Origin of the sequence: Sphingomonas sp. MMS24-J13 (genome assembly GCF_044905095.1) — a bacterium.
Taxonomy (GTDB): Bacteria; Pseudomonadota; Alphaproteobacteria; order Sphingomonadales; family Sphingomonadaceae; genus Sphingomonas_I.
The window spans coordinates 4,654,848-4,675,259 of the sequence record NZ_CP173258.1 but is presented as its reverse complement, the minus strand read 5'-3'; the positions used below and the strand labels follow the sequence as shown (position 1 = coordinate 4,675,259).

Here is a 20,412-nt window from a genome sequence, read left to right as displayed (position 1 = left end):
CCCCCATTCATGCCGAAATTGGCGACGGGCCGGTTATTGGGCGCGCGGTTAAAAATGACTAAATTTTCTCTCCACTTACGACGTTTTTTTTCTAGGGATGATTAGGCGTCCATGACGGCGTTTCCATGCTGCACTGCGGGCCGCGCGGCAAAAAGATAATTGGGCGCAGCCTTTAGCAGCTTGCTGTGGTGATACGCCGGCAGAGCGGTCGCTTTCGACATTAGCGTTGGAGACGCCATCCGGGGCTCGTTACCGTCATCGATGCTGCCGCCGAAATCGCGAATCATTTTGGGCGTCGACTCCGATATCCGGATTGGCGTCCGGCGGAAGTTTTGATCGGGCCTTGGAAGCGCAAGCTTGGGTCGCCTCGCGCTGACCAACCCGCTGAGCATCCACCTTTCACGGAGGCCGGCGCACGATCAGGAGAACCCGCAACGAGCGGCAGCTTCAGTGCAGGCTAACAGTACGATAAACGGCAACGTGAGGCACGTAGCTGTCATCGCCTTAAAGCTGAAAGAACGGCAGAAACACAGGATCGCACCCGGCCGGGTGCGTAGTCCACCAGTCGTTTTGGTCACTTTTCTTAAGCGAACGGCGGTTTTTTGCGACAGGTGGGCCCGGTATACTAATGGGATAGGGCGGGTAGCTGCCGTCCTGCTCTAAGGGGCATGAATTCTGATAACACGATATGAAACATACCATCACCGGGACGCAGCGAGCAGTATTCCAGGTTGGAGCGGCGAGTTTCGCATAGCAGTTCCGGAATGCTGTCCGGCGACAGCCATGGGCTCCTGCCTCCGCAGGGGTAACGTTTAGCCAGGCATATAATCCGAAGTCGGAACACACCGATCATGGTAATATTCACCATGCGGAACACGGGCAAAGACACAACTTTACTATACCAGCTTCAGGCCATTTCGGCCAGATCCGCAATCACCCCTGATACGCTGCCTTATGACTGCTGTTCGGGCGATTTTCGCGCGTGTAATGCAAATGCATTTTCCCTGTTATGTGGCACAGGGAAAGCCCCGACTTTCCTTCGCGATATCAATGATATAGAAAAATTAAACGCCGCCCGCCTCGCCCGAAAACCGCATTTTTCCCTGTTATGCCCTCATAACAGGGAAAAACTGCCAAAAATGGCCGCTTCGACGGCCGCCGCGTCAGGCCGCGTTGCGCAGCGCGTCCTGCTCGGCACGGACCAGTTTTTCGACCAGGCGGTTGAACAGGGTCACCCCCTTGTCGGCGCTGGTCGGCATGATGCGCGGATCGGGGGTGGCGTCGATCACGCGCTGCTGCGCCTCGATCATCACCTTGTCCTCGCCGAACGCCATGTCGGCGAGCTTCATCAGCGCGTCGCGCAGCGCCTCGTCGCCATGGCGGCGGTGCGGGCCCCACGAGAAGAAGTAGCGCGCGGTCTTCGCCTGCATCGGGGTCACCGCCTGGCTGGTGAAGGTGATGCCGCCGAGCGCATCGTCGAGATCGGGGGCCTGGTGGTTGCACGCCTCCGCGGTGCCGGGCTCGAAATAGCCGCCCGTCATCAGCAGCACGCCAGGGATGAGGAAATCGTAGCTGGTCCAGCGATCGTGCAGCACGCCGTCGTCGCGGCCGCGCATGCCGGCCTCGCCGGTGATCCAGCGTTCGAAGCGGACGCCGCGCGCGAGCGGGGTGACGACCGGGCGGTTGCGCGCCCAGGTATCGGTCGCGCCGAAGCTGTTGGCGTGGACATAGGTGAGGTGGCTGAAATCGAGGAGGTTGTCGTTGATCAGCCGCGCCTCGGCCGCATAATCGAGATGGCCGCTGCCGAGGATGAAATCGGGGTGGTCGAAGCCGACCGCGGGCGGGATCAGGCTTTCGTCGGCGCTGGCGGCGTCGCCCATCCACACCCAGATCCAGCTATGCTTCTCGATCACGGCATAACTCTTCACCCGCGCCTGATTGGGGATGATGTCCTGCCCCGGAATCTCGGCGACCTTGCCGTCGGGATCGAACAGCAGGCCGTGATACATGCAGCGCAGCCGTTCGCCCTCGCACCGGCCGAGCGAGAGCGGCGCCATGCGGTGGACGCAGCGATCCTCGAGCGCGATCAGCCGGTCGCTTTCGGAACGGTAGATGACGACGGGTTCGCCGAGGATGGTGATGGCGAACGGTTTCTGGGCGCCGATGTCGTGCGACCAGGCGGCGACGTACCAGGCATTGCGAACGTAGCTCATCGATCCTCTCCGGGGCGTGCAATTCCCTGCGATGCAAAGGTTGATTTAACGGCGTTCAATTGTCAAGGATCGGCGCGTGGCACGCCGGACGGAGATCAATATCGATCGCGAGAGCGTGCTCGCGGCGGCGTTCGCGCTGCTGCAGGATGGCGGGCTCGATGCGCTGACGATGCGGGCGCTGGCGGCACGGCTGTCGGTGCAGGCGCCCGCGCTCTACTGGTATCTGGGCGACAAGGGCGAGCTGCTGAGCTGGATGGCGGCGGCGATCTATGCCGATGCGCGCAAGGCGGTACCTGCGGCGGGCGACTGGCGCGCGTGGCTGATCGGGTTCGGCCATGCGCTGCGCCGCAGCTTCACCGCGCATCGCGACGGGGCGCGGCTATGCGCGATCGCGCAGCCGATCCATGCCGGCCCGGTCGCCGAACGCCGCCGCGCGATCGCCGCGCCGTTGCTGGCATTGGGGCTGGACGAGACGCGCTCGCTGACCTTCCAGGCCTCGGTCATCTCGCTGACGTTGGGCTGGGCGAGCTTTCAGGCGAACGGGCCGATGCACGATTTCCTCGACACGATCCTCGATTTCGACGCGGCGTTCGATCTGGGGCTGCGTGCGCTGGTGCAGGGTTATGGGGCGGAGGCGTAGGGGCGCGCGCGCGTGACGGAGGGTCAGCGATCGCGCACCAGCGCGACCCACGCCGCAAGACAGGCGAGCTTCTGCTCCTTGCGCCATGGCCTGCCGACGGTTTCGCCCAACGCTTTCAGCCGCGCGTCGATCCCGGCCGGCGCCAGGCCGAGCACCGCCGCGGCGTAAGCGGGCAGCGCCTTCTCGTCCTGCTCGATCAGCGCGGTTCCGGTTTCGCGGACACCGAAGCGCAGCGCCTCGCGCACCGCCAGGCCCTCGGCGACGGGCCCATGCTCGGTCCAGGCGCGGCTATAGTCGAGCAGATCGGTGATCCAGCCGGCGCGGTTGATGAGCAGCGCCGCGACCGTCGGCCGGCATCCGGCCGCCGCCAGCCGATCGGCCAGCGCCTGCAACCCGTCCGCGGCAAGCCGATCCTGCCGCGCGCGTCCTTCGGCGACGGCGGCCGCGGCTTCGTCGCGCGCCATCCCCGCGGCGACGGCGAACGGTTCGAACGAGAGGCGGTCGCCGGGCCGATGCGTCTGGATCAGGGTCGAGATCAGGATCCGGGGTTGCCCATGCTCGATCGCGAGGCCGACAGCCACGCACCCGCCCTTTTGCGCGCGCAGCCCGATGGCGGCAGTCATGGCTCCCCCGGCGCAAGGATCAGCACCTTCATGATCCGGCAAAAAGCGACGCCCGATCGATCACGTCAAGCGCGATCAAGGGATTGCGGGTCAGGACGCTTTCTGAAGCGGCTCGCTCAGGCACGCGCGCACATCGGGGGGTGGCAGCACGCTGCCGGCCATGTCCGCGACCGCCGCGCCGCGCTCTCCCATCGGGGCCGGCGCGCCGACGGTCGTGTCCTTGGCGGTGCGGCGTTCGAGCTGCGAGTTGAGTTCGGCGCCCAGCAGGAAGACATAGGTCGACAGCCACAGCCACGACAGCAGCACCACGACCGCGCTGAGCGATCCATAGGTCGCGCCATAATTGCCGAAATTGGAGACGTAGAAACCGAAAGCGCCGGTCACCGCCAGCCACAGGATCGTCGCGCAGAGCGAGCCCGGCGTCAGCCACACCCATTTGGCATGGGTGCGGTCCGGGCCAAAGCGGTACAGGAAAGCCGCTGCGGTCACCGCCATCACGCCCAGCACGGCATAGCTGGCGAAGCGGATCGCGGCCAGCACGCTGGCGGGGGCGCCAGGCAGGAGGCTGTCGATGAAGGCGGTCACTGCCGTCGAGGCGGCGACCGCGAGCCCCAACAGCACCGCCGAGCCGGTGATCGCAAAGGCAAGCAGATAGAGCCGGACGAAACCGCGAGTCTCCTTCTCTGCGTAAGCGACATTGAGGGCGGTCACGACGGCGGATGCGCCCTGCGTGCCACCATAGAAAGCCAGCACCAGGGCGAGCACCAGCCCCCAGCCCTTCTTCTCGCCCGATGTCTTGACCACGCCGGCAAGCTGATCCGCGATCAAGGCCGCCGCATCGCGCGGCAACACGCCGAACAGGTCCTTGATATTCTCGCTCAGGGTCGCAGGGGTGGCGACAAGACCATAAGTCAGCACCGTCGCCGCGAGCAGCGGCGCGATCGCGGCAAAGCCCCAGAATGCCGTGCCCGCTGCGATCAGGCTGAGATTGTTGGCCCCGCTGTCGTTCCATGTCGCCTTGAGAACGTTCCAGCCGTCGAGGCGCAGGATCGTCCAGGGATTGTCGGCCTGGCGCACCGCCGCATGGTCTGCCTGGCTGGAGGTACCACCCGCCTGCCCGCTCGGAACAATCTCCGCCATCTTGCACGTTCCCCCTATCGGTCTATCGCCAGCCTAACGCCCGGCGGCCCAATAAGGTCATTCATTTCCGCAGCTTGGCGCGAAAAGGCAGCAAAGGTTCGTCCGACGTTAATATTCCGGGGAACCGCCGGAAGGGTTGCCCGTTCCCCGATGAGCGGATGAGTAAAAGCGGGGATCGGGCAACGCCGCCGAAGAGGCACGTGAAGTCGTATGGCTTCAGGGGGGCGTACGTCCTGCTTCTGGCGGGCATAAGCCTGACTGCGACGGCAGCCATCGCACGGCAGGCGCCGCAACGCCCGACGAGCATCGACGACGCCGAGTTCCAGAAGGCGCTCCCGCCGCTCGATGCCGTGCCCGAAACCCAGCCTGCTCCCACGCTAGCGCAAACGCCCTCGTCCGACGCCGATCTCAACGCGGCGCTGCCGCCGCTCACGACCTTCAACCCCACACCCCTGCCCCCCACGGCGCAGCAAGCCGCGCAAGGCGAGGCGCCCAAGGCGCTCCGCTACAAGTTCGAGATTTCGGGGCTGAAGCAGATCGGGCTGGAGGATGATTTCCGCAGCCTGTCGGCCTTGCTCCATGACGGCAAGAAGGCCGCCAACGCCACCCAGATCAAGGCGCGCGCCGACGAGGATGTCGCGCTGGCCGAACGGATTTTGCGTTCTGGCGGCTATTATGACGGCACTGCCGTGGCGACGATTCCGGCGACGGTGGCACCCGACGCGGTCGTTCCGGTCGCGATCGTCGCGACGCCGGGCGATCGCTACAAGCTCGGCACGATTACCCTCACCGGCCTGACGCCCGAACCTTATGGCTTGGCCCAATCGGCGCTGAACCTGAAGACCGGCGATCCGATCGTCGCGGCGAAGATCGAGGATGCCGAAGCGCATATCTCACTGCGCCTGCCCGAACAGGGCTATCCGTTCGTCAAGGTCGGCCAGCGCGACATCCTGCTCGACGACGTCACGCACGTAGGCGACTACACTCTCCCGGTCGATGCCGGCCGCAAATCGCATTTCGGCAAGCTGCGCACCGCGGGCGATCCCGTCTTCACGGTGCAGCATCTCAACGTCTTCCCACGCTTCGAGACCGGCGATCTCTACGACAGCCGCCAGGTCGACGATCTGCGCCAGGCGCTGATCGGCACCAGCCTGCTCTCCACCGTGTCGGTCGAGCCGGTCGCAACCGGCGAGATCGCGCCCGACGGCACCGAAGCCGTCGATCTGCTGGTGCACCAGAGCCGCGGCAAGGCACGCACGCTTTCGGCCAGTGCCGGCTATGGCACCGGCGAAGGCATCAAGCTCACCGGCGAATGGCAGCATCGCAACCTGTTCCCGCCCGAAGGGGCGCTGATCCTCTCCGCGACTGCCGGCACGCTGGATCAGTCGCTCGCGGCAACCTTCCGCCGGTCCGACGCCGGCCAGCGCGACCGCACGTTCCAGGCCGGCGTAACCGTCAGCCGCCAGCGTTTCGACGCTTACAGCGCCGATACGGCCACGTTGGCGGCGAGCCTGGCCCGCCAGTCGACTCCGATCTGGCAAAAGAGATGGACCTGGTCGGTCGGCACCGAACTCACCGCCTCGCGCGAAACGCCATTCGATCCGAGCGATCTCACCCGCCCGCACGACACCTATTTCATCGCTGCGCTGCCGCTGCAGGTGGGCTACGATACGTCGGACAGCCTGCTCGATCCGACGCGCGGTTTCCGGATCACCACCAAGGTCAGTCCCGAGGCTCAGAAGCAGAGCGGTGGCGGGTTCGACAAATATGTCCGCCTGCTCGCCCAGACGAGCGGCTATTATCCGATCATCGGCAAGAGCCTCGTGATCGCCGCACGGGCACAGGTCGGATCGATCATCGGCGCGGCGCGCGACGATATCGCACCCTCGCGGCGGCTCTATTCGGGCGGCGGCGGATCGGTGCGCGGCTACGGCTATCAGCAGCTCGGCCCGAAGGACGTCGACAACAATCCGATCGGCGGCCGATCGCAAACCGAATTCGCGGTCGAGGCGCGTTACCGCTTCGGCAATTACGGCATCGTGCCCTTCTTCGACGGTGGCCGGGTCGGCACGGAATCGACCCCGAGCATCAAGGATATGCGCTACGGCGTCGGCATCGGCGCGCGTTATTACACCAATTTCGGGCCGTTCCGCCTCGACGTCGCCACCCCGATCGCTCGGCAGAAGGGCGAGTCCAAGATCGCCGTCTATATCTCGATCGGCCAGGCCTTCTGATGGCGCTGCGGATCGCCAAATGGATCGGCATCGCGATCGCAACCCTGATCGCCCTGGCCGCGCTCGCCGCGCTGGCGCTCAACACCGGGCCGGGCAAACGCTTCATCGTCGACCGGCTCGCGGGTTTCTCGACCGCATCGGGGCTCAACTTCCGCGCCGGGCGGATCGAAGGTTCGATCTACGGCAAGATGCTGCTTCGCCAGGTCGAGGTGCGCGACACGCAGGGGGCGTTCCTCGTCATCCCCGAACTGACGATCGACTGGCGCCCCTTCGCCTACATCCATTCGAAGATCGACGTGCGCGAGTTCACCGCGCCGATGATGACCCTGCTGCGCAAGCCCGCGCTCAAGGCGGTGCCGTCCGATCCCAACGCGCCGATCCTGCCCGACATCGATCTGTCGCTGCGGAAATTGACGATCGACCGGTTGACGATCCTGCCGGCCGTCACCGGCCAGCGCCATGTCGTCAGCATCCGGGGGTCGGCCGAGATCGCCGACGGGCGCGCGCAAATCGATGCCGATGCCGGCGCGCTGCGGGCGGCAGGCATTGCCGGTGGCGACAAATTGCATGTGAAGCTGGATGCTGTCCCGGCCGCCAATCGCTTCGGGCTCGATGCGCGGCTGAATGCGCCGGTTGGCGGTCTCGTCGATAGCTACGCCAAACTCGGCAAGCCATTGGTGCTGACGGTCGGCGGACAAGGCGATTGGGCGAATTGGCACGGCACCGCCAACGGGCTGCTGGGCGTCGAGCAGCTCGCCAATCTGGCGGTGACGGGCAGCAACGGCACTTTCCGCACCACCGGCAACGTTCGCCCCGGCCTGATCCTGACGGGCCCGGCGAGCCGGCTGACCGAACCCGCCATCACGATCGATCTCACCACCGCGCTCGCCAACCGGATGGTCGATACGCATCTCAAGGCGAATTCGGACGCGTTCGTGGCCACCGCGTCCGGGATGATCGATCTGGGCAACAGCAAGTTCGGCAATGTTCATGTCGACGGCCAATTACTGACTCCCGGCGCGATCGCGCCCAATGTGCGTGGGCGTGATGTGCGGCTGGCGGCTGTAGTCGACGGGCCGTTCGCGACCCCGACCCTGGACTACAAGCTCTCGGCCGCCGCGATCGGCTTCGGCACGACCGGGATCGACGGGCTGCTGGCAAGCGGGAGAGCGCGGATCGATGCCGATCGCATCGTCGTGCCCGTCCACGCGACCGCACGCGCCGTCACCGGTCTCAATGCCGCGGCCGGCGGGTTGCTCACCCATCTGCGCGTCGATGGCGATCTCGCCTATCAGAACGGCAAGGTCGCGACCGACAATCTGCGCCTGCGCTCGGACCGGATCGACGCGACCGCCCTGCTGCTCGCCGATATCGCCAAGGGCACCTACACCGGCGCGCTTAAGGGGCGGGTCAACGATTATCAGGTCAATGGGCTCGGCCGCGTCAATCTGGTGACCGACGCCAGACTGGTGCCCGGCATCAAGGGCGGTTTCGCCATCCGCGGCCGGGTGCGGGTGACGACCAGCCGGCTCGACAATGCCACGGTGCGCGATCAGCTCGGCGGCAATGCGGTGATCACAGCCGATGTCGGTTACGATCTGGCAGGCGGTGCGTCGGTGCGTAATCTGCGGGTCGCAGCGCCGCTCCTCCGGATCACCGAGGGCCAGGGCAGCTACCGGCCGGACGGGCATATCGCCTTCCATGCCGCCGGCCAGTCCTCGGCTTATGGGCCGATCATCCTCGACGTGTCGGGCACCGTCGCCAAGCCGACCGCGCGGCTGCGCGCGGCGCAGCCCAATCTGGGCGTGGGGCTGACCGGCGTCGAAGCGACATTGGAGAGCAACAAAGCAGGCTATCGCGTCCAGGCGCGCGGCCAATCGGCGTATGGCCCGCTGACCGCCGACGTGACGATCCGCACCGGTAATCCGATGCGCTTCGATATCGCCAACGCTACCTTTGCCGGCATCCATGCGGCTGGGCAGGTCGTGCAGACGCCGGCAGGGCCTTTCGCGGGGACCCTGACTCTAGCCGGCTCCGGGCTCAACGGCAGCGTCCGGCTGGCGGCGGCGGGATCAGTCCAGCAGGCCGATCTCGACGTCCGCGCCTCGGCGGCGAAAATTCCCGGCCCGCTGCCGACCACGATCGGCAGCGGCACGATCACCGCATCGATCCTGCTCACCCCGGACGCGCCATCGGTGACCGGGCGCTTCAGCCTGGCCGATGTCCGCCAGGGCACGATCAGCGTGGCTCGTGCGCGCGGCGATGTCAGCTATCGCAACGGCAGCGGCCGGGTCGCCCTGGTCGCAACCGGCGGACAGGCGGGTGCACCGTTCGATCTGGCAGCGCAGGCGACGCTCTCGCCCAACCGCATCGTCGCCAATCTGCGCGGCATGGTGAACGGCGTTGCGATCCGCCTTGCCCAGCCTGCCATCATCACCAAAGTCGGTGCCAGCTGGAAGCTCGCGCCTGCGACGATCGTCCTGCCCCAAGGCCAGACCGATGTGAGCGGCAGCTTCGGCGGCGCGGCGACGACCGTGCACGCGGTGCTGCGCAACCTCGACCTGTCGATCACCAATGCCTTCGCCCCGGGGCTCGGCTTGGGCGGCAAGGCGTCGGGTACCGTCGATTATGTCGCGCGCGGAACAGTCCCGGATCTCAGGGCGCGGGTCGATATCGCCGGCTTCACCCGCACGGCCGCGCTGACCGTATCCGATCCTGTCGATATCGCGACCGAGGCGACGCTCAATGACGGCGGGGCGGATATGCGCGCGCTGATCCGCGATCGTGGCGCGATCGTCGGCCGGTTGCAGGCGCGGCTTGCGCCGCTCGGCACGGGCGCAAGCCTGACGCAGCGGCTGATGGCCGCGCCGCTCTCGGGCGGCATCCGCTATAACGGCCCGGCCGAAGTGCTGTGGACATTGTCGGGCATCGCGAAACAGCAATTGAGTGGGCCAATCGCGATCGGCGCCGATTTCGGCGGGCGGCTCAACCAGCCGACGGTGACCGGCGTGGTCCGCGCGAACGCGCTGCGTTACGAGAATGAGGCTTACGGCACCGTACTGTCGAACATGGCGATCGACGGGCGTTTCACCCAATCGCGCTTCGAGCTCACCAAGCTCCAGGCGAAGGCCGGCAACGGCACGCTCTCGGCGACCGGCTATGTCGGCCTCGACGCCGCCGGCGGCTTCCCGATCGATATCCGCGCGACGCTCGATCATGCCCGTCTGGCGCGCGGCGACGATGTCGACGCGACCGTCACCGGATCGATCAACGTCACCAACAGCAAGGCGGCCGGCGGGCTGATCAAGGGCGATCTGACAATCCCGGAGGCCCGCTACACGATCGTCCGGCAAAGCGGCGCGGTCGTGCCCGATCTCACGGGCGTCCGCCGCAAGGGCGCGCCGCCGGTCAAACCGGCCGAAGCGGCGTCGCTGCCGAACAATTGGAAGCTCGATATCCGCATCCGCGCCGACAATCGCATTTTCGTCAGCGGGATGGGGCTCGAGGCCGAATGGCGCACCGATATGCGCGTCAGCGGATCGAGCAACACGCCGAGCGTGGTCGGCAAGCTGGAAGTGGTGCGCGGCACGTACAGCTTCGCCGGCCGCAGGCTCGATATCGATACCGGCACGATCACCTTCCAGGGGCCGTTGACCAACCCGGCGCTCGACATCTCGGCCTCGACCACGGTCGAGGGGGTGAGTGCGACGATCAATATCGGCGGCTACGCCCAGGCGCCGCAGATCACCTTCACCTCGACCCCGGCGCTGGCGCAGGACGAGGTGCTGTCGCGGCTGCTGTTCGGCAGCTCGGTCACGTCGCTGTCACCGATCCAGGCGATCCAATTGGCCTCCGCGCTCAATTCGTTGCGCGGCTCCGGTGGCGGGCTCAACCCGCTCGGCAAATTGCGCGGCGTCACGGGAATCGATCGGTTGCGCGTGCTGGGTGCCGACGAAAGCGCGGGCCGCGGCACGGCGCTTGCCGCGGGCAAGTATATCACCAACAATGTCTATGTTGAGATAGTGACCGACGCCCGGGGCTTCACCGCCACCCAGCTCGAAATCTCGCTGTCGAAGGCCTTGAGCGTGCTGAGCCAGACCGGATCGTTCGGCGGATCGAATGTGAGCGTGCGGTACAAGAAGGTCTATTAGAGCTATTTGCGATCATACCGGTTCATAGCCGGCATGGCGGAGGTAGTTTCGGCATTCTGCGGGCGGGAAGAGATCGACAAGTTTGCCGATGCGGCTCCAAAGGCCGTCACGGGTTCGCTCCCCAGCCTTTCGCAGGAGTTGCTTGAGCTTGGCAAAGGCCATTTCAATGGGATTGAGATCGGGGCTGTAAGGCGGGAGGAAGACGAGCCTTGCGCCTCGCTCGGCGATGAGAGCGGCGGCCTCGGCGCCCTTATGGCTGGACAGGTTATCGCAAATGACGATGTCGCCCTGCCCAAGCTCGGGCGCGAGATACTGGCGAACATACTGAGTGAAGATCGCCCAATTCATTGGCTGGTCGACCACGAAGGGGGCGACGATCCCATCGCGGTCGAGGCCGGCGAGGAAGGTCGTGACTTTCCAGTGTCCACCTGGCGCATAGCCGGTCACCCGCTGCCCCTTGGGAGCCCGACCGTAGCGTCGGATCATGTTGGTCGTGACCCCGGTCTCGTCGAGGAAGATCAGCCGCTTCGTGCTGAGCAACGGCTGCATCGTCCGCCATGCCGTCCGCGCGTCGGCAATGTCAGGCCTGAACTGCTCGGTCGCGTAAACGCTTTTTTTTGAAGCTGATCCCACGCCCGGTGAAAAACCGGCTAAGCATCCCGGCATCCGCTTTCACACCGTGCTCAAGATACAGCCGTTCGGCGATCTCGATCAAAATCAAGTCCGGCTCCGCCGCAATCAGCCCGAGAAGCCAGGCCTCGTGCGCAGGCAATCGAGAGCGACGGTCCCCACCTTGCGCAAGAGCACCACGTCGGCCAGCGCGCCGGGCCCGCAACCATCGGATCGCCGTCGCATCCCCTATCCGGTAACGCCGCGCCGCCTCGCGGCGAGATAAACCCTCGTCCTCCACCGCCGATATCACACGGTCGCGCAAATCCTGCGAATAGGCTCGTGTCATCCCTGCTGGCCTCCTTCCAGCCAGCAGGTTGAATCAGATCTTAGCTCGCTTGTGAATCCCTGCGATCACAAACCACTCTAAGCGGCACGCCGACCGAACGGGCTGGACTGGCCTGTTAGAGCATCGAGCGCTAAAACGGGCGCAACGAAGTCCGTTCGTGTCGAGCGAAGTCGAGGGACGTTACACAACGCTCATTCAGTTGCGCAGCGTCCCTCGACTTCGCTCGGGACGAACGGATCACATTCAGCGCTCAATGATCTAGCGCCCCGCAATCAGCGCCGCAGGAACTCGCTCAGCGACATCTCCGAGATCTTCTCGAACGTGCCGAGCTTGCACGTTTCCTGTTCGCCGTCCTTGCCCATGCCGAGCGCGGATTGCACGCCGCTGCGCTGCATCCACACGGCATCGCCCGCGCACAGCTGCTTGCCGTCTTTGGGCTTGAGGCCGAGTTCGCCGAGATTATTGACGTCCATCACCCCATCGCACGGCGCATCCAGCCGATTGCGGTAGGCACTGCCGTCATTGGCGTGGAAGATCAGGCTGGCGCTGGTTTCGGCGGATTCGGCCTTGATCGATTTGATCGGGATGCACTGGCGGCCACCATGCGCTTTCGTCACGTGGGCCGGCCTGGCGCGTTTCGTATTGGTCGACTCGCCCGGCGCGGGGATGACCTTGCCATGTTTGGTGATGAAGGTCGGCTCTTCGGCCAAGGCGACCGTCGCCGCCATCAGGGCCAATCCGATCAGATACCGCGCGGCCATCCCATTCACTCCATCCAAGGGACGCGCGTTAGCCCCGCTTCGAGACCATTGGAAGACATGGGCCGGCTTCGCTCTGGACCGCCCGGCTGCGCTCTCAGCATAGCGACGGCCGCCGCGCTTCCATACAATCAGCGGATGGAGCGCCACGAAAGCGCCCATCGCACGAGGATGCAGGGAGAGCGGCGTTGGAGAATCTGGCAGGCAAGGTCGGTGTCGTCACCGGCGGTGCATCGGGCATCGGCAAGGCGATTGCCGCCGCAATGATCGCGGAGGGCATGAATGTCGTTCTCGCCGATGTGGAAGCCGGCCGGCTTCGGGCGACCGCGGATGCGCTGGGCGCCTTCGCCGTCGTCGCGGACGTTTCGAAGGCAGAGGACGTCGCCGCGCTTGCCAGGGCCGCGGTCGATCGGTTCGGCGTGGTCGACGTGCTCTGCAACAATGCCGGCGTGGGCCCGATGGCGCCGCTCGCCGATCTCACCCCCGGCGATTGGCAATGGATGCTCAACGTCAATCTGTGGGGTGTCATCCACGGCGTCACCAGCTTCCTGCCGATCCTGCATGCAAACCCTCAAGGCGGCCATATCGTCAACACCGCATCGATGGCGGGGCTGATGGCGGTGCCGAGCCTGACGCCCTATTGCGCGAGCAAATATGCCGTCGTGGGCTTGAGCGAAGCGATGGCGATCGAGCTGGAGGCCGAGGGCGGGCGGATCGGCGTCAGCATCCTCTGCCCCGGCCCGGTGCGCAGCGATCTCGGCCGCAGCACGCGCAACCGCCCTGCCGAACTGGCCGGCGCGCTGACCGATGTGCTGCTCGAGGATTCTGTCCAGTTCGAGAATGAGCCGATCGACTGGCTTTCGGCCGAGGCGACCGCCGATCAGGTGATCCGCGCGATCAAGTTGAAGCAGCTCTACATCATCACCCACCCCGGTATGCTCGCCCCGGTCGAAGGCCGCCATCGCGCGATCGAGCAGGCGTTCCAGGCTGAAAGCGCGCGCCGGGCTGCTGCGGAGCGGCCCGCATGATCGCCCCCTCCCCGTTCATGCCGCTGAGCGACGGCGATCCTTTCTCGGCCGAATGGATCGCCCGGCTACCTTATGCCGATGCCGAATTGTGCCAAAGCGCGCCGGCCACCTGGCTCGACAAATATGGCTGTGCCGCAGTCGGATCACACGCGATCGTGCGCGCGATCCTGCCCGATTGGCGGCGCTTCACCTCGACCGCCAAGCCGTGCGACGATCCCTTCTCGCTGGTGCCGCCGATCCTCGTGACCGAGGATCCGCCCGAGCATACCCTGGTGCGCAATGCGCTGATGCAATTCTTCACACCCACGGCGTTGGCGCGTCACGCCGACGCGTTTGCGGTCGAGGCCGATCGCGTGGTGGCGGAGGCAGCCGAACGCGGCACGATCGATGCGGTCAAGGACATTGCCGCCGCCTTCGTGCTCAAGGTCTTTCCCGACATGATCGGCCTCAAGCAAGATGGTCGCGAACTCATCCTCGATTTCGGCGAGGCGGCGTTCAACACGGTCGGCCCGATCAATGCCATCTTCCAGGAATTGTTCGAGCGCGCCGCCCCGGCCTTTGCGTGGGTGGAGGAGAATACGCGGCGCGATACGGTCAAGCCGGGCGGGCTCGCCAGCCGCATCCTCGATCTGGGCGATCAGGGCATCATCGCGCCCGAGCGGGCCGAATTGCTGGTACGCGCGACGATCGCGGCCGGCTTCGACACGACCGTGCTGGCAATCGCCAACGGCATCGGCGCATTCCTGTGCTTTCCCGATCAGTGGGCATTGCTCCGCTCCGATCCCAAACTGGTCCGCAACGCGCTGGAGGAGGTATTGCGCTACGATCCGCCCGCACGCGTCCAGGGCCGATCGGCGATGGTGGATTGCGAGGTCGAGGGCGTCAGGTTCCGCAAGGGCGATCCCGTCGCCTTGTTCCTTACCGCCGCCGGCCGCGATCCGGACCGCTGGGAAGAGCCCGATCGCTTCGACATCATGCGCAAGGGCGCCAATCTCGGCTTCGGCGCGGGCATCCATCTTTGCCTGGGACAAGTGCTGGCACGGATGGAATTCGATGCGGTCTTTCAGGCGCTGATCCGCCGCGTGTCTGCTATCGAACCCGCAGGCGAGGGACGGCGCTTCATCAATAACGCCGCCGTCGGCTGGGGCCATTTGCCGGTGCGGCTGGTCAGTTGAGGATCAGAGCGTCCGAGGCGATGTGATAGCCGGCCAGTTCGGCGCGACCGCTCAGCATCCGATAGGCGAAACTTTCCTGCGCCTTGCCGCGCTCATAGATAGCCGCATAACTGATCGTGACGAATTCGCCTTTCATCGTGTGGCTGTCGTTCCAGTTCACGGCAGTACCGGACCTGAAGGCGCCCAGTTTGCGATGGACCGCCGCCAGCATCCCGCCGAAGGCCTGAGGCGCCGAGGCGGTCTTCATGTCCGGGCTGGCGCCATCATAGATCGTATCGAACTGGCCGGCATCGAGCGCCTTGTGGAAATCGGCAATGCCCGCCTCAGCCGCCGACCTGTTGGCTGCCACCGAGCAGCCTGCAAGGCAGGCAGCACCGGCGATCAACGTCGTCAACGTGCGCATCTTTTGTCCCCGCACCTCACCGCCGTATTTTGCCTCAGCGCTCGCATCTGAGCAACCGGCTCGCACTTTCAACCCGCGCCCATATGCGCCAGCTACCGAACATGCTGAACGGGAATCCCGGGAGAGCATTAGCGAGCTACCGTTCTGCCAACCATTTTCCAAGTCCTTGGAAGTGACGGTCGCGGCCGTAACCGCCGACCGACGAAATATCGATCTTGCACATGGGGAAGATGGGCCGTAGATTCACATCATCATCTTAAAGTTGTGTCCAAGGCCAGCCACTGCTGGTTGGCCGCGTGGAGCTTGGAATGATCGAGGTGGATGCGTAAGCACCTGTCGTTCTGTCATTCGCGCAATTAAAGCGGATGATCGGCCTCGATCCATCAATCGACTAGAGTTTCGCTGGATATCCTTGCCGCCGGGGAAGATCTGGCGTAGATTTACATCATCATCTGAAAGTTGTGCCCGGGACGAACGATCGTCAGCCGGGCTTTTTCATGGCCGGCGCCGGTGGAGCGCGGCTGCCACCCCGCGCGATCTGCGCTGCCGGATCCAAGACCAAACCAACGTAGGGAGAGTGCCATGGTGGCTGACAAGGCTGCGATGCTGGAGCGGCTCACGTCCGATCTCCACGATCTGATCTTCGACGTCCAGGAAGCCCGCGGGATCGAAAGCGAGGAACGCAATGCCGGCGAAGCACAGCGCATCGCCGCGGCGCTCCACCAACTGTTCGATGACTAAGCATGCGCTGCCCGACGGCTTCGATCAGCTGCTGCGCGATTTCGCCGACGATATCATGCTGGTGGCGCAGGGCGAACTCGGCGCGGAAGCGGCCTATTACACCCTGACCGGCACGGCAGCGCGGTTGCGCGACATGGCGCGCTGGTCCGAGCGGCAGACCTTGCGGGAGGCTTAACATGGGCCATCTCCTGGCTATCGATGACGCCGCCTGATCCGAACCAGCCCCTCGACGCGCGGCAGGGAATGGCGCGATCATCGCTTTACTGGTTCTGCCGTTACGCTTTCCTGAACCAGCGCGGTTATCCATGGCAGCACAATTGGCATCATGAGCTGATCTGCACCAAGCTGGAGGAGGTTCATGCAGGGGATTGCCGTCGGCTGATCATCAACATTCCGCCGCGTTATTCGAAGACCGAGATCGCGGTGATCGATTTCATCGCTTGGTCGCTCGGCCTCGCCCCCGACAGCGAGTTCATCCATGTCAGCTACGGTGCGCGGCTGGCCGCGAGCAATGCGGCCCGTGCCCGCGACCTGGTCCGATCGGACTGGTATCGCGAACTGTTTCCGGACACGCTGAGCGATCCCGCCCGCCGCGCGAGCGACGACTGGCGCACGACGGCGGGCGGGGTCGTCTTTGCCACCGGAGCAGGCGGGACGATGACCGGCTTTGGTGCCGGCAAGTTGCGCGACGCGGGGGATCACGGCTTCGGCGGCGCGATCATCATCGACGATCCGCACAAGGCCGCCGAGGCGACATCCGATCTCGTTCGCCGCAATGTGATCGACTGGTTCCGCAACACGCTGGAATCGCGTGCGAATGCGCCGACGACGCCGATCATTCTGATCATGCAGCGGCTGCACGAGGAGGATCTGGCGGGCTGGCTGCTGGCGGGCGGCAATGGAGAGATATGGGATCATCTCTGTATCCCCGCGCTCGACAAGGACGATGTGCCGCTTTGGCCGCAGAAGCACGATTTCGAGGCGCTCGATCGCATGCGTCGGATCAAGCCCTATGAGTTCGCCGGTCAATATATGCAGATTCCGGCCCCGCTCGACGGCGGCATCTTCAAGATCGACTGGTGGCGCTTCTTCCCACTCGATGCGCTGCCGCCGGTCAAACGGGTCGTGCAGAGCTGGGACACCGCTTTCAAGACGAAGACCACGAACGATTATTCGGTCTGCACCACCTGGGCCGAGACCGACCGTGGCTTCTATCTGGTCGATCTGTGGAAGCAGAAGGCCGAATTCCCCGAGCTCAAGCGCATCCTGGTCTCCAAGGCCGCGCAACGCTGGGGCGGGGTCCTGCCCAACGCCGTGCTGGTGGAGGACAAGGCTTCGGGCCAGTCGCTCGTCCAGGAATTGCGGCGCGACACGATGCTGCCGATCATTCCGGTGCAGGTCGACGCCGACAAGATCAGCCGCGCCTTCGCGGTGACGGCACTGATCCAGTCGGGCCGCGTGTTCCTGCCCGAAGGGGCGGACTGGGCGGCGGACTATATCGCCTCGCACGCCGCCTTTCCGAACGGTGCGCACGACGATGATGTCGACAGCACGACCCAGGCCCTGCGCTATCTGTCGCAGGGGTCGGGGATCGAGGGCTGGCTCGCCTGGGCGGATGCCAGACTGAAGGAATAGCCGTTTGCTTCTTCCGGGAGTTGCTCGGGGAGAAGAAATCAAAAAGGAGGCCGCATGGCTGCTGATCCGCAAGGCATGATCGCCCGCGCGCTCGTCGCCGTGAAATATGCCTTCACCGGCAACGCGCCGGCCAACTGGTTCGGCCCGCTCGATCCGATGACGCCGATGGCGCCGCCCGAGGTCGCGGGGCGGCAATATGACTATCCGGTCGGGTTCAATCTCAACCTCACGCCACGTTCGGAAGAGCCGGTCGGGTTCGAAAAGCTCAAGCGGCTCGCGCGCAACAGCGATCTTCTGCGGATGGTGATGGAGGGGCAGAAGGACAAGTTCGAAAGCCTCGAATGGGCGATCAAGCCGCGCGAGAAAGCCGGGCATATACGCGGCGCGACCGATCCGGCGGTGGCGCAGATCCAGGCACAGCTCGAATATCCCGATCGCGTCCATGATTGGGCGCAATGGTCGCGCATGCTGCTCGAGCAATTGTTCGTGCTGGACGCGACCTCGATCTACCGCCGACGCGACGTGACCGGCCGGCCTTATGCGTTCGAACTGCTCGACGGCGCCACGATCAAGGTTCTGCTCGATCCGGGCGGCCGGCGCCCTGCCCCGCCCTTGCCCGGCTATCAGCAGATCCTGAAGGGCGTGCCGGCGGTCGATTATACGGCCGACGAACTGCTTTATTATCCGCAGAATCCGCGCGCCGATCACGCCTATGGCTTCAGCCGGGTCGAGATGATCGTAAACATCGTCGAGACCTCGATCGATCGGATGAAAAGCCAGAAGGCCTATTTCCGCGACGGAAATCTAAGCGACGGCTTCTTCGAGGCGCCCGAGGGCGTGCAGCCCGATCAGGTGGCGCAGGTGGAGACGCGTTGGAACAACCTCACCTCGGCCGGGGTCGAGAACCGGCGGATCGCGCAATTCCTGCCGGCGGGATTCAAATGGAATCCGATCGGCCAGCCACCGCTGCAGGATATGTTCGACGAATGGCTGATCCGGCTGATCTGCTTCACCTTTTCGACCTCCCCTACGCCGTTCCTGAAGCAGCAGGGGCTGGGCCAGGGATCGGCGCAGAGCGATCATGCCGCGGCCGAGGCGGCGGGGCTGGCCAATCTGATGGCGTTCGTCCGCCGCCTGATGAACCGCATCCTGGCGGAGGATTTTGCCCGGCCCGACCTGGAATTCACCTGGATCGAGGACCGCGAATTCGATCCAGACATCAAGTCGCAGATCGAGGATCGCCGGCTCCGCAACGGATCGCTCAGCCTGGACGAGGTGCGCGATCGCAACGGGGATGACCCGCTGCCGGATGGCAGAGGCGCACGGCCGATGATCTATACGGGGGCTGGAGCGGTGCCGGTGGGAGAAACTGCAAGCACGAGCGGAACTGAGCCTAGCCGATCGGTACTCCCCTAAAGCAAGGGTTCCTTGGCCCGATCCTTGTTGCTCTTGTCGGCAACGTAACTCTGGCCGCTCTCCGCCTTGAAAATCTCGAACAGGCCGGTCGCCTCGAACAAGCGGGGGAAATTTTTGGCGCCATAATTGCGCGGATCGATCGGCGCCTGCCGCTTGGCCGCGCTGCCGGCCGCCGCCATGGAAGCCCAGCCATCGTCATAGGCCACGGCCTCCACTGCGCCGCGCAGGATGGCGATCAGTTTGGCATCCATGGCGAGGGATTTAGAGGGCGAAACGCTGCCCGCTTTGGCCTTGGGTTTGGATTCAGCCTTCGGTTTCTGTTTCGCGTCCTGCTCTTCAACGGACACGGACGAAGCACCGTCGTCGATGCTGTCGAGATAAAGGAAGGTCGTGCACGCATTGACGAACGAGGATGGCGTCTTGCGCTCGCCAAAGCCGTAGACGTCCTGGCCATTGGCCTTGAGCTGCATGATCAGCGGGGTGAAATCGCCATCGCTCGAGGCGATGCAGAAGGCGTCCAGTTTCTGCGTATAGAGCAATTCCATCGCGTCGATGACGAGGGCGATATCGGTTGCGTTCTTACCCGTCGTATAGCTGAATTGCTGGATCGGGCGGATGGCGAAATCGAGCAATTTCCCCCTCCAGCCCTTGAGGCCGCTGCTGCCCCAATCGCCATAGGCCCGCCGGATATTGGCGGTGCCATATTTCGAAAGCTCGGCCAGCATCGCCGCGATATGCCCGTGCGAAACATTGTCCGCGTCGATCAGCAGAGCGATGCGGCGGTCGGGGGCGCTGTTGGGGAGCGTATCGGCGTTCATCGGCGTCCTTCGGTCGGTAACAGGCGCTCACGATAATCGGCCACCGCCTCTTTTAGCCGGCTGGCGCCGAAATGTCACAGCTATTGACCGTCCCGCGCCTGCAGCGTTGTCATCGGCCGATCTGTCGCCATCTCAGTGGCGGAGGTGGGACGATGGGCGGCGAACTCATGGCTGGAGATAGTTGGCCGACGCTGCGCCGTCCCGGTCCCGCATCGCCGGGGCGAACACGATGAAATGGCTCGTCGCCGCTGTGCTCACGGTGCTGCTGGCTATCACGCTGCCGTCTGCAATCGGAGCCGCCAAGAAATCGACGAAAGGCCGCATGGCGGGTGCAGCCATGGCGATCGGCTTCGCCTTTGCGGCTTTGCTCGATCCCGCACGGCGCGCCGCCATCGAAATTATCGAGAAGCAGAAGGATATCGGCGATTCAGAAGCCGGAGAGAGTGGCGAGCCAGTCGAATGACACGATCCCACTGCAT

Annotated in this window: 17 protein-coding genes; 10 read left to right on the top strand and 7 right to left on the bottom strand. The window is 64.8% G+C overall.

The annotated features are described in order from the left end of the window. Positions 1-1,163 precede the first annotated feature (1,163 nt). Positions 1,164-2,213 (bottom strand): Rieske 2Fe-2S domain-containing protein, encoded by a 1,050-nt coding sequence (locus AB4Z44_RS21905; protein WP_404711768.1) that lies wholly within the window; start codon positions 2,211-2,213, stop codon positions 1,164-1,166. Positions 2,214-2,289: 76 nt separating this feature from the next. Between AB4Z44_RS21905 and AB4Z44_RS21900 the strand changes: the two genes are divergently transcribed. Continuing rightward, positions 2,290-2,853 carry a TetR family transcriptional regulator gene (locus tag AB4Z44_RS21900; protein WP_404711767.1) on the top strand — a complete coding sequence of 188 codons (564 nt, stop codon included), beginning with the start codon at positions 2,290-2,292 and terminating at the stop codon, positions 2,851-2,853. Between the two features lie 23 nt (positions 2,854-2,876). On the opposite strand, the gene AB4Z44_RS21895 is transcribed toward AB4Z44_RS21900, so the two are convergent. Together AB4Z44_RS21895 and AB4Z44_RS21890 are read right to left on the bottom strand one after the other, a co-directional pair. Next, positions 2,877-3,476: a hypothetical protein gene (locus tag AB4Z44_RS21895; protein WP_404711766.1), complete on the bottom strand. Its 600-nt coding sequence runs from the start codon at positions 3,474-3,476 to the stop codon at positions 2,877-2,879. Between the two features lie 90 nt (positions 3,477-3,566). Next, positions 3,567-4,616 (bottom strand): YihY/virulence factor BrkB family protein, encoded by a 1,050-nt coding sequence (locus AB4Z44_RS21890; protein WP_404711765.1) that lies wholly within the window; start codon positions 4,614-4,616, stop codon positions 3,567-3,569. A 200-nt stretch (positions 4,617-4,816) separates the two neighbouring features. Here AB4Z44_RS21890 and AB4Z44_RS21885 point away from each other — a divergent pair, with 200 nt between their 5' ends. Together AB4Z44_RS21885 and AB4Z44_RS21880 are read left to right on the top strand one after the other, a co-directional pair. Next, a complete protein-coding gene (locus AB4Z44_RS21885; protein ID WP_404711764.1) occupies positions 4,817-6,850 on the top strand; it encodes an autotransporter assembly complex family protein in 2,034 nt (677 codons plus the stop codon). Continuing rightward, positions 6,850-11,001, top strand: coding sequence for a translocation/assembly module TamB domain-containing protein (locus tag AB4Z44_RS21880; RefSeq protein WP_404711763.1), 4,152 nt, complete (start codon positions 6,850-6,852; stop codon positions 10,999-11,001). The genes AB4Z44_RS21885 and AB4Z44_RS21880 overlap by 1 nt, the downstream gene beginning before the upstream one ends. Positions 11,002-11,013: 12 nt before the next feature. Here the strand turns inward: AB4Z44_RS21880 and AB4Z44_RS21875 are convergent. Both AB4Z44_RS21875 and AB4Z44_RS21870 read right to left on the bottom strand, forming a co-directional pair. Further along, positions 11,014-11,959 (bottom strand): IS630 family transposase gene (locus tag AB4Z44_RS21875; protein ID WP_404711762.1). Its coding sequence is split into 2 segments (ribosomal slippage): positions 11,014-11,611 and positions 11,610-11,959, totalling 948 coding nucleotides; the frame shifts between segments, so codons are not numbered across the junction. Positions 11,960-12,231: 272 nt separating this feature from the next. After that, the gene (locus AB4Z44_RS21870) at positions 12,232-12,720 is read right to left on the bottom strand and encodes a hypothetical protein (protein WP_404711761.1); all 489 of its coding nucleotides are present in this window, start codon (positions 12,718-12,720) and stop codon (positions 12,232-12,234) included. A 185-nt stretch (positions 12,721-12,905) separates the two neighbouring features. On the opposite strand from AB4Z44_RS21870, the gene AB4Z44_RS21865 reads away from it, so the two are divergent. After that, complete coding sequence (locus tag AB4Z44_RS21865; RefSeq protein ID WP_404711760.1) at positions 12,906-13,745, top strand: SDR family NAD(P)-dependent oxidoreductase; 840 nt, start codon at positions 12,906-12,908, stop codon at positions 13,743-13,745. Beyond that, a complete protein-coding gene (locus AB4Z44_RS21860; protein WP_404711759.1) occupies positions 13,742-14,920 on the top strand; it encodes a cytochrome P450 in 1,179 nt (392 codons plus the stop codon). Before AB4Z44_RS21865 ends, AB4Z44_RS21860 begins: the two co-directional genes overlap by 4 nt. Here AB4Z44_RS21860 and AB4Z44_RS21855 read toward each other — a convergent pair. After that, a complete protein-coding gene (locus tag AB4Z44_RS21855; RefSeq protein ID WP_404711758.1) occupies positions 14,913-15,323 on the bottom strand; it encodes a DUF4019 domain-containing protein in 411 nt (136 codons plus the stop codon). The genes AB4Z44_RS21860 and AB4Z44_RS21855 overlap by 8 nt on opposite strands. 582 nt (positions 15,324-15,905) lie before the next feature. Between AB4Z44_RS21855 and AB4Z44_RS21850 the strand changes: the two genes are divergently transcribed. The 4 genes from AB4Z44_RS21850 (at position 15,906) to AB4Z44_RS21835 (ending at position 19,115) form a co-directional block, all read left to right on the top strand. Further along, complete coding sequence (locus tag AB4Z44_RS21850; RefSeq protein WP_404711757.1) at positions 15,906-16,064, top strand: hypothetical protein; 159 nt, start codon at positions 15,906-15,908, stop codon at positions 16,062-16,064. Then, positions 16,057-16,239, top strand: a complete 183-nt coding sequence (locus AB4Z44_RS21845; RefSeq protein WP_404711756.1) for a hypothetical protein — start codon at positions 16,057-16,059, stop codon at positions 16,237-16,239. Before AB4Z44_RS21850 ends, AB4Z44_RS21845 begins: the two co-directional genes overlap by 8 nt. 68 nt (positions 16,240-16,307) lie before the next feature. After that, positions 16,308-17,699 carry a phage terminase large subunit gene (gene terL / locus AB4Z44_RS21840; RefSeq protein WP_404711755.1) on the top strand — a complete coding sequence of 464 codons (1,392 nt, stop codon included), beginning with the start codon at positions 16,308-16,310 and terminating at the stop codon, positions 17,697-17,699. 54 nt (positions 17,700-17,753) lie between these two features. Further along, the gene (locus AB4Z44_RS21835) at positions 17,754-19,115 is read left to right on the top strand and encodes a phage portal protein (RefSeq protein WP_404711754.1); all 1,362 of its coding nucleotides are present in this window, start codon (positions 17,754-17,756) and stop codon (positions 19,113-19,115) included. Here AB4Z44_RS21835 and AB4Z44_RS21830 read toward each other — a convergent pair. Next, positions 19,112-19,933, bottom strand: coding sequence for an NYN domain-containing protein (locus AB4Z44_RS21830; protein ID WP_404711753.1), 822 nt, complete (start codon positions 19,931-19,933; stop codon positions 19,112-19,114). The genes AB4Z44_RS21835 and AB4Z44_RS21830 overlap by 4 nt on opposite strands. Positions 19,934-20,114: 181 nt before the next feature. On the opposite strand from AB4Z44_RS21830, the gene AB4Z44_RS21825 reads away from it, so the two are divergent. Beyond that, positions 20,115-20,396 carry a hypothetical protein gene (locus AB4Z44_RS21825; RefSeq protein ID WP_404711752.1) on the top strand — a complete coding sequence of 94 codons (282 nt, stop codon included), beginning with the start codon at positions 20,115-20,117 and terminating at the stop codon, positions 20,394-20,396. The last annotated feature ends 16 nt before the right edge of the window (positions 20,397-20,412 follow it).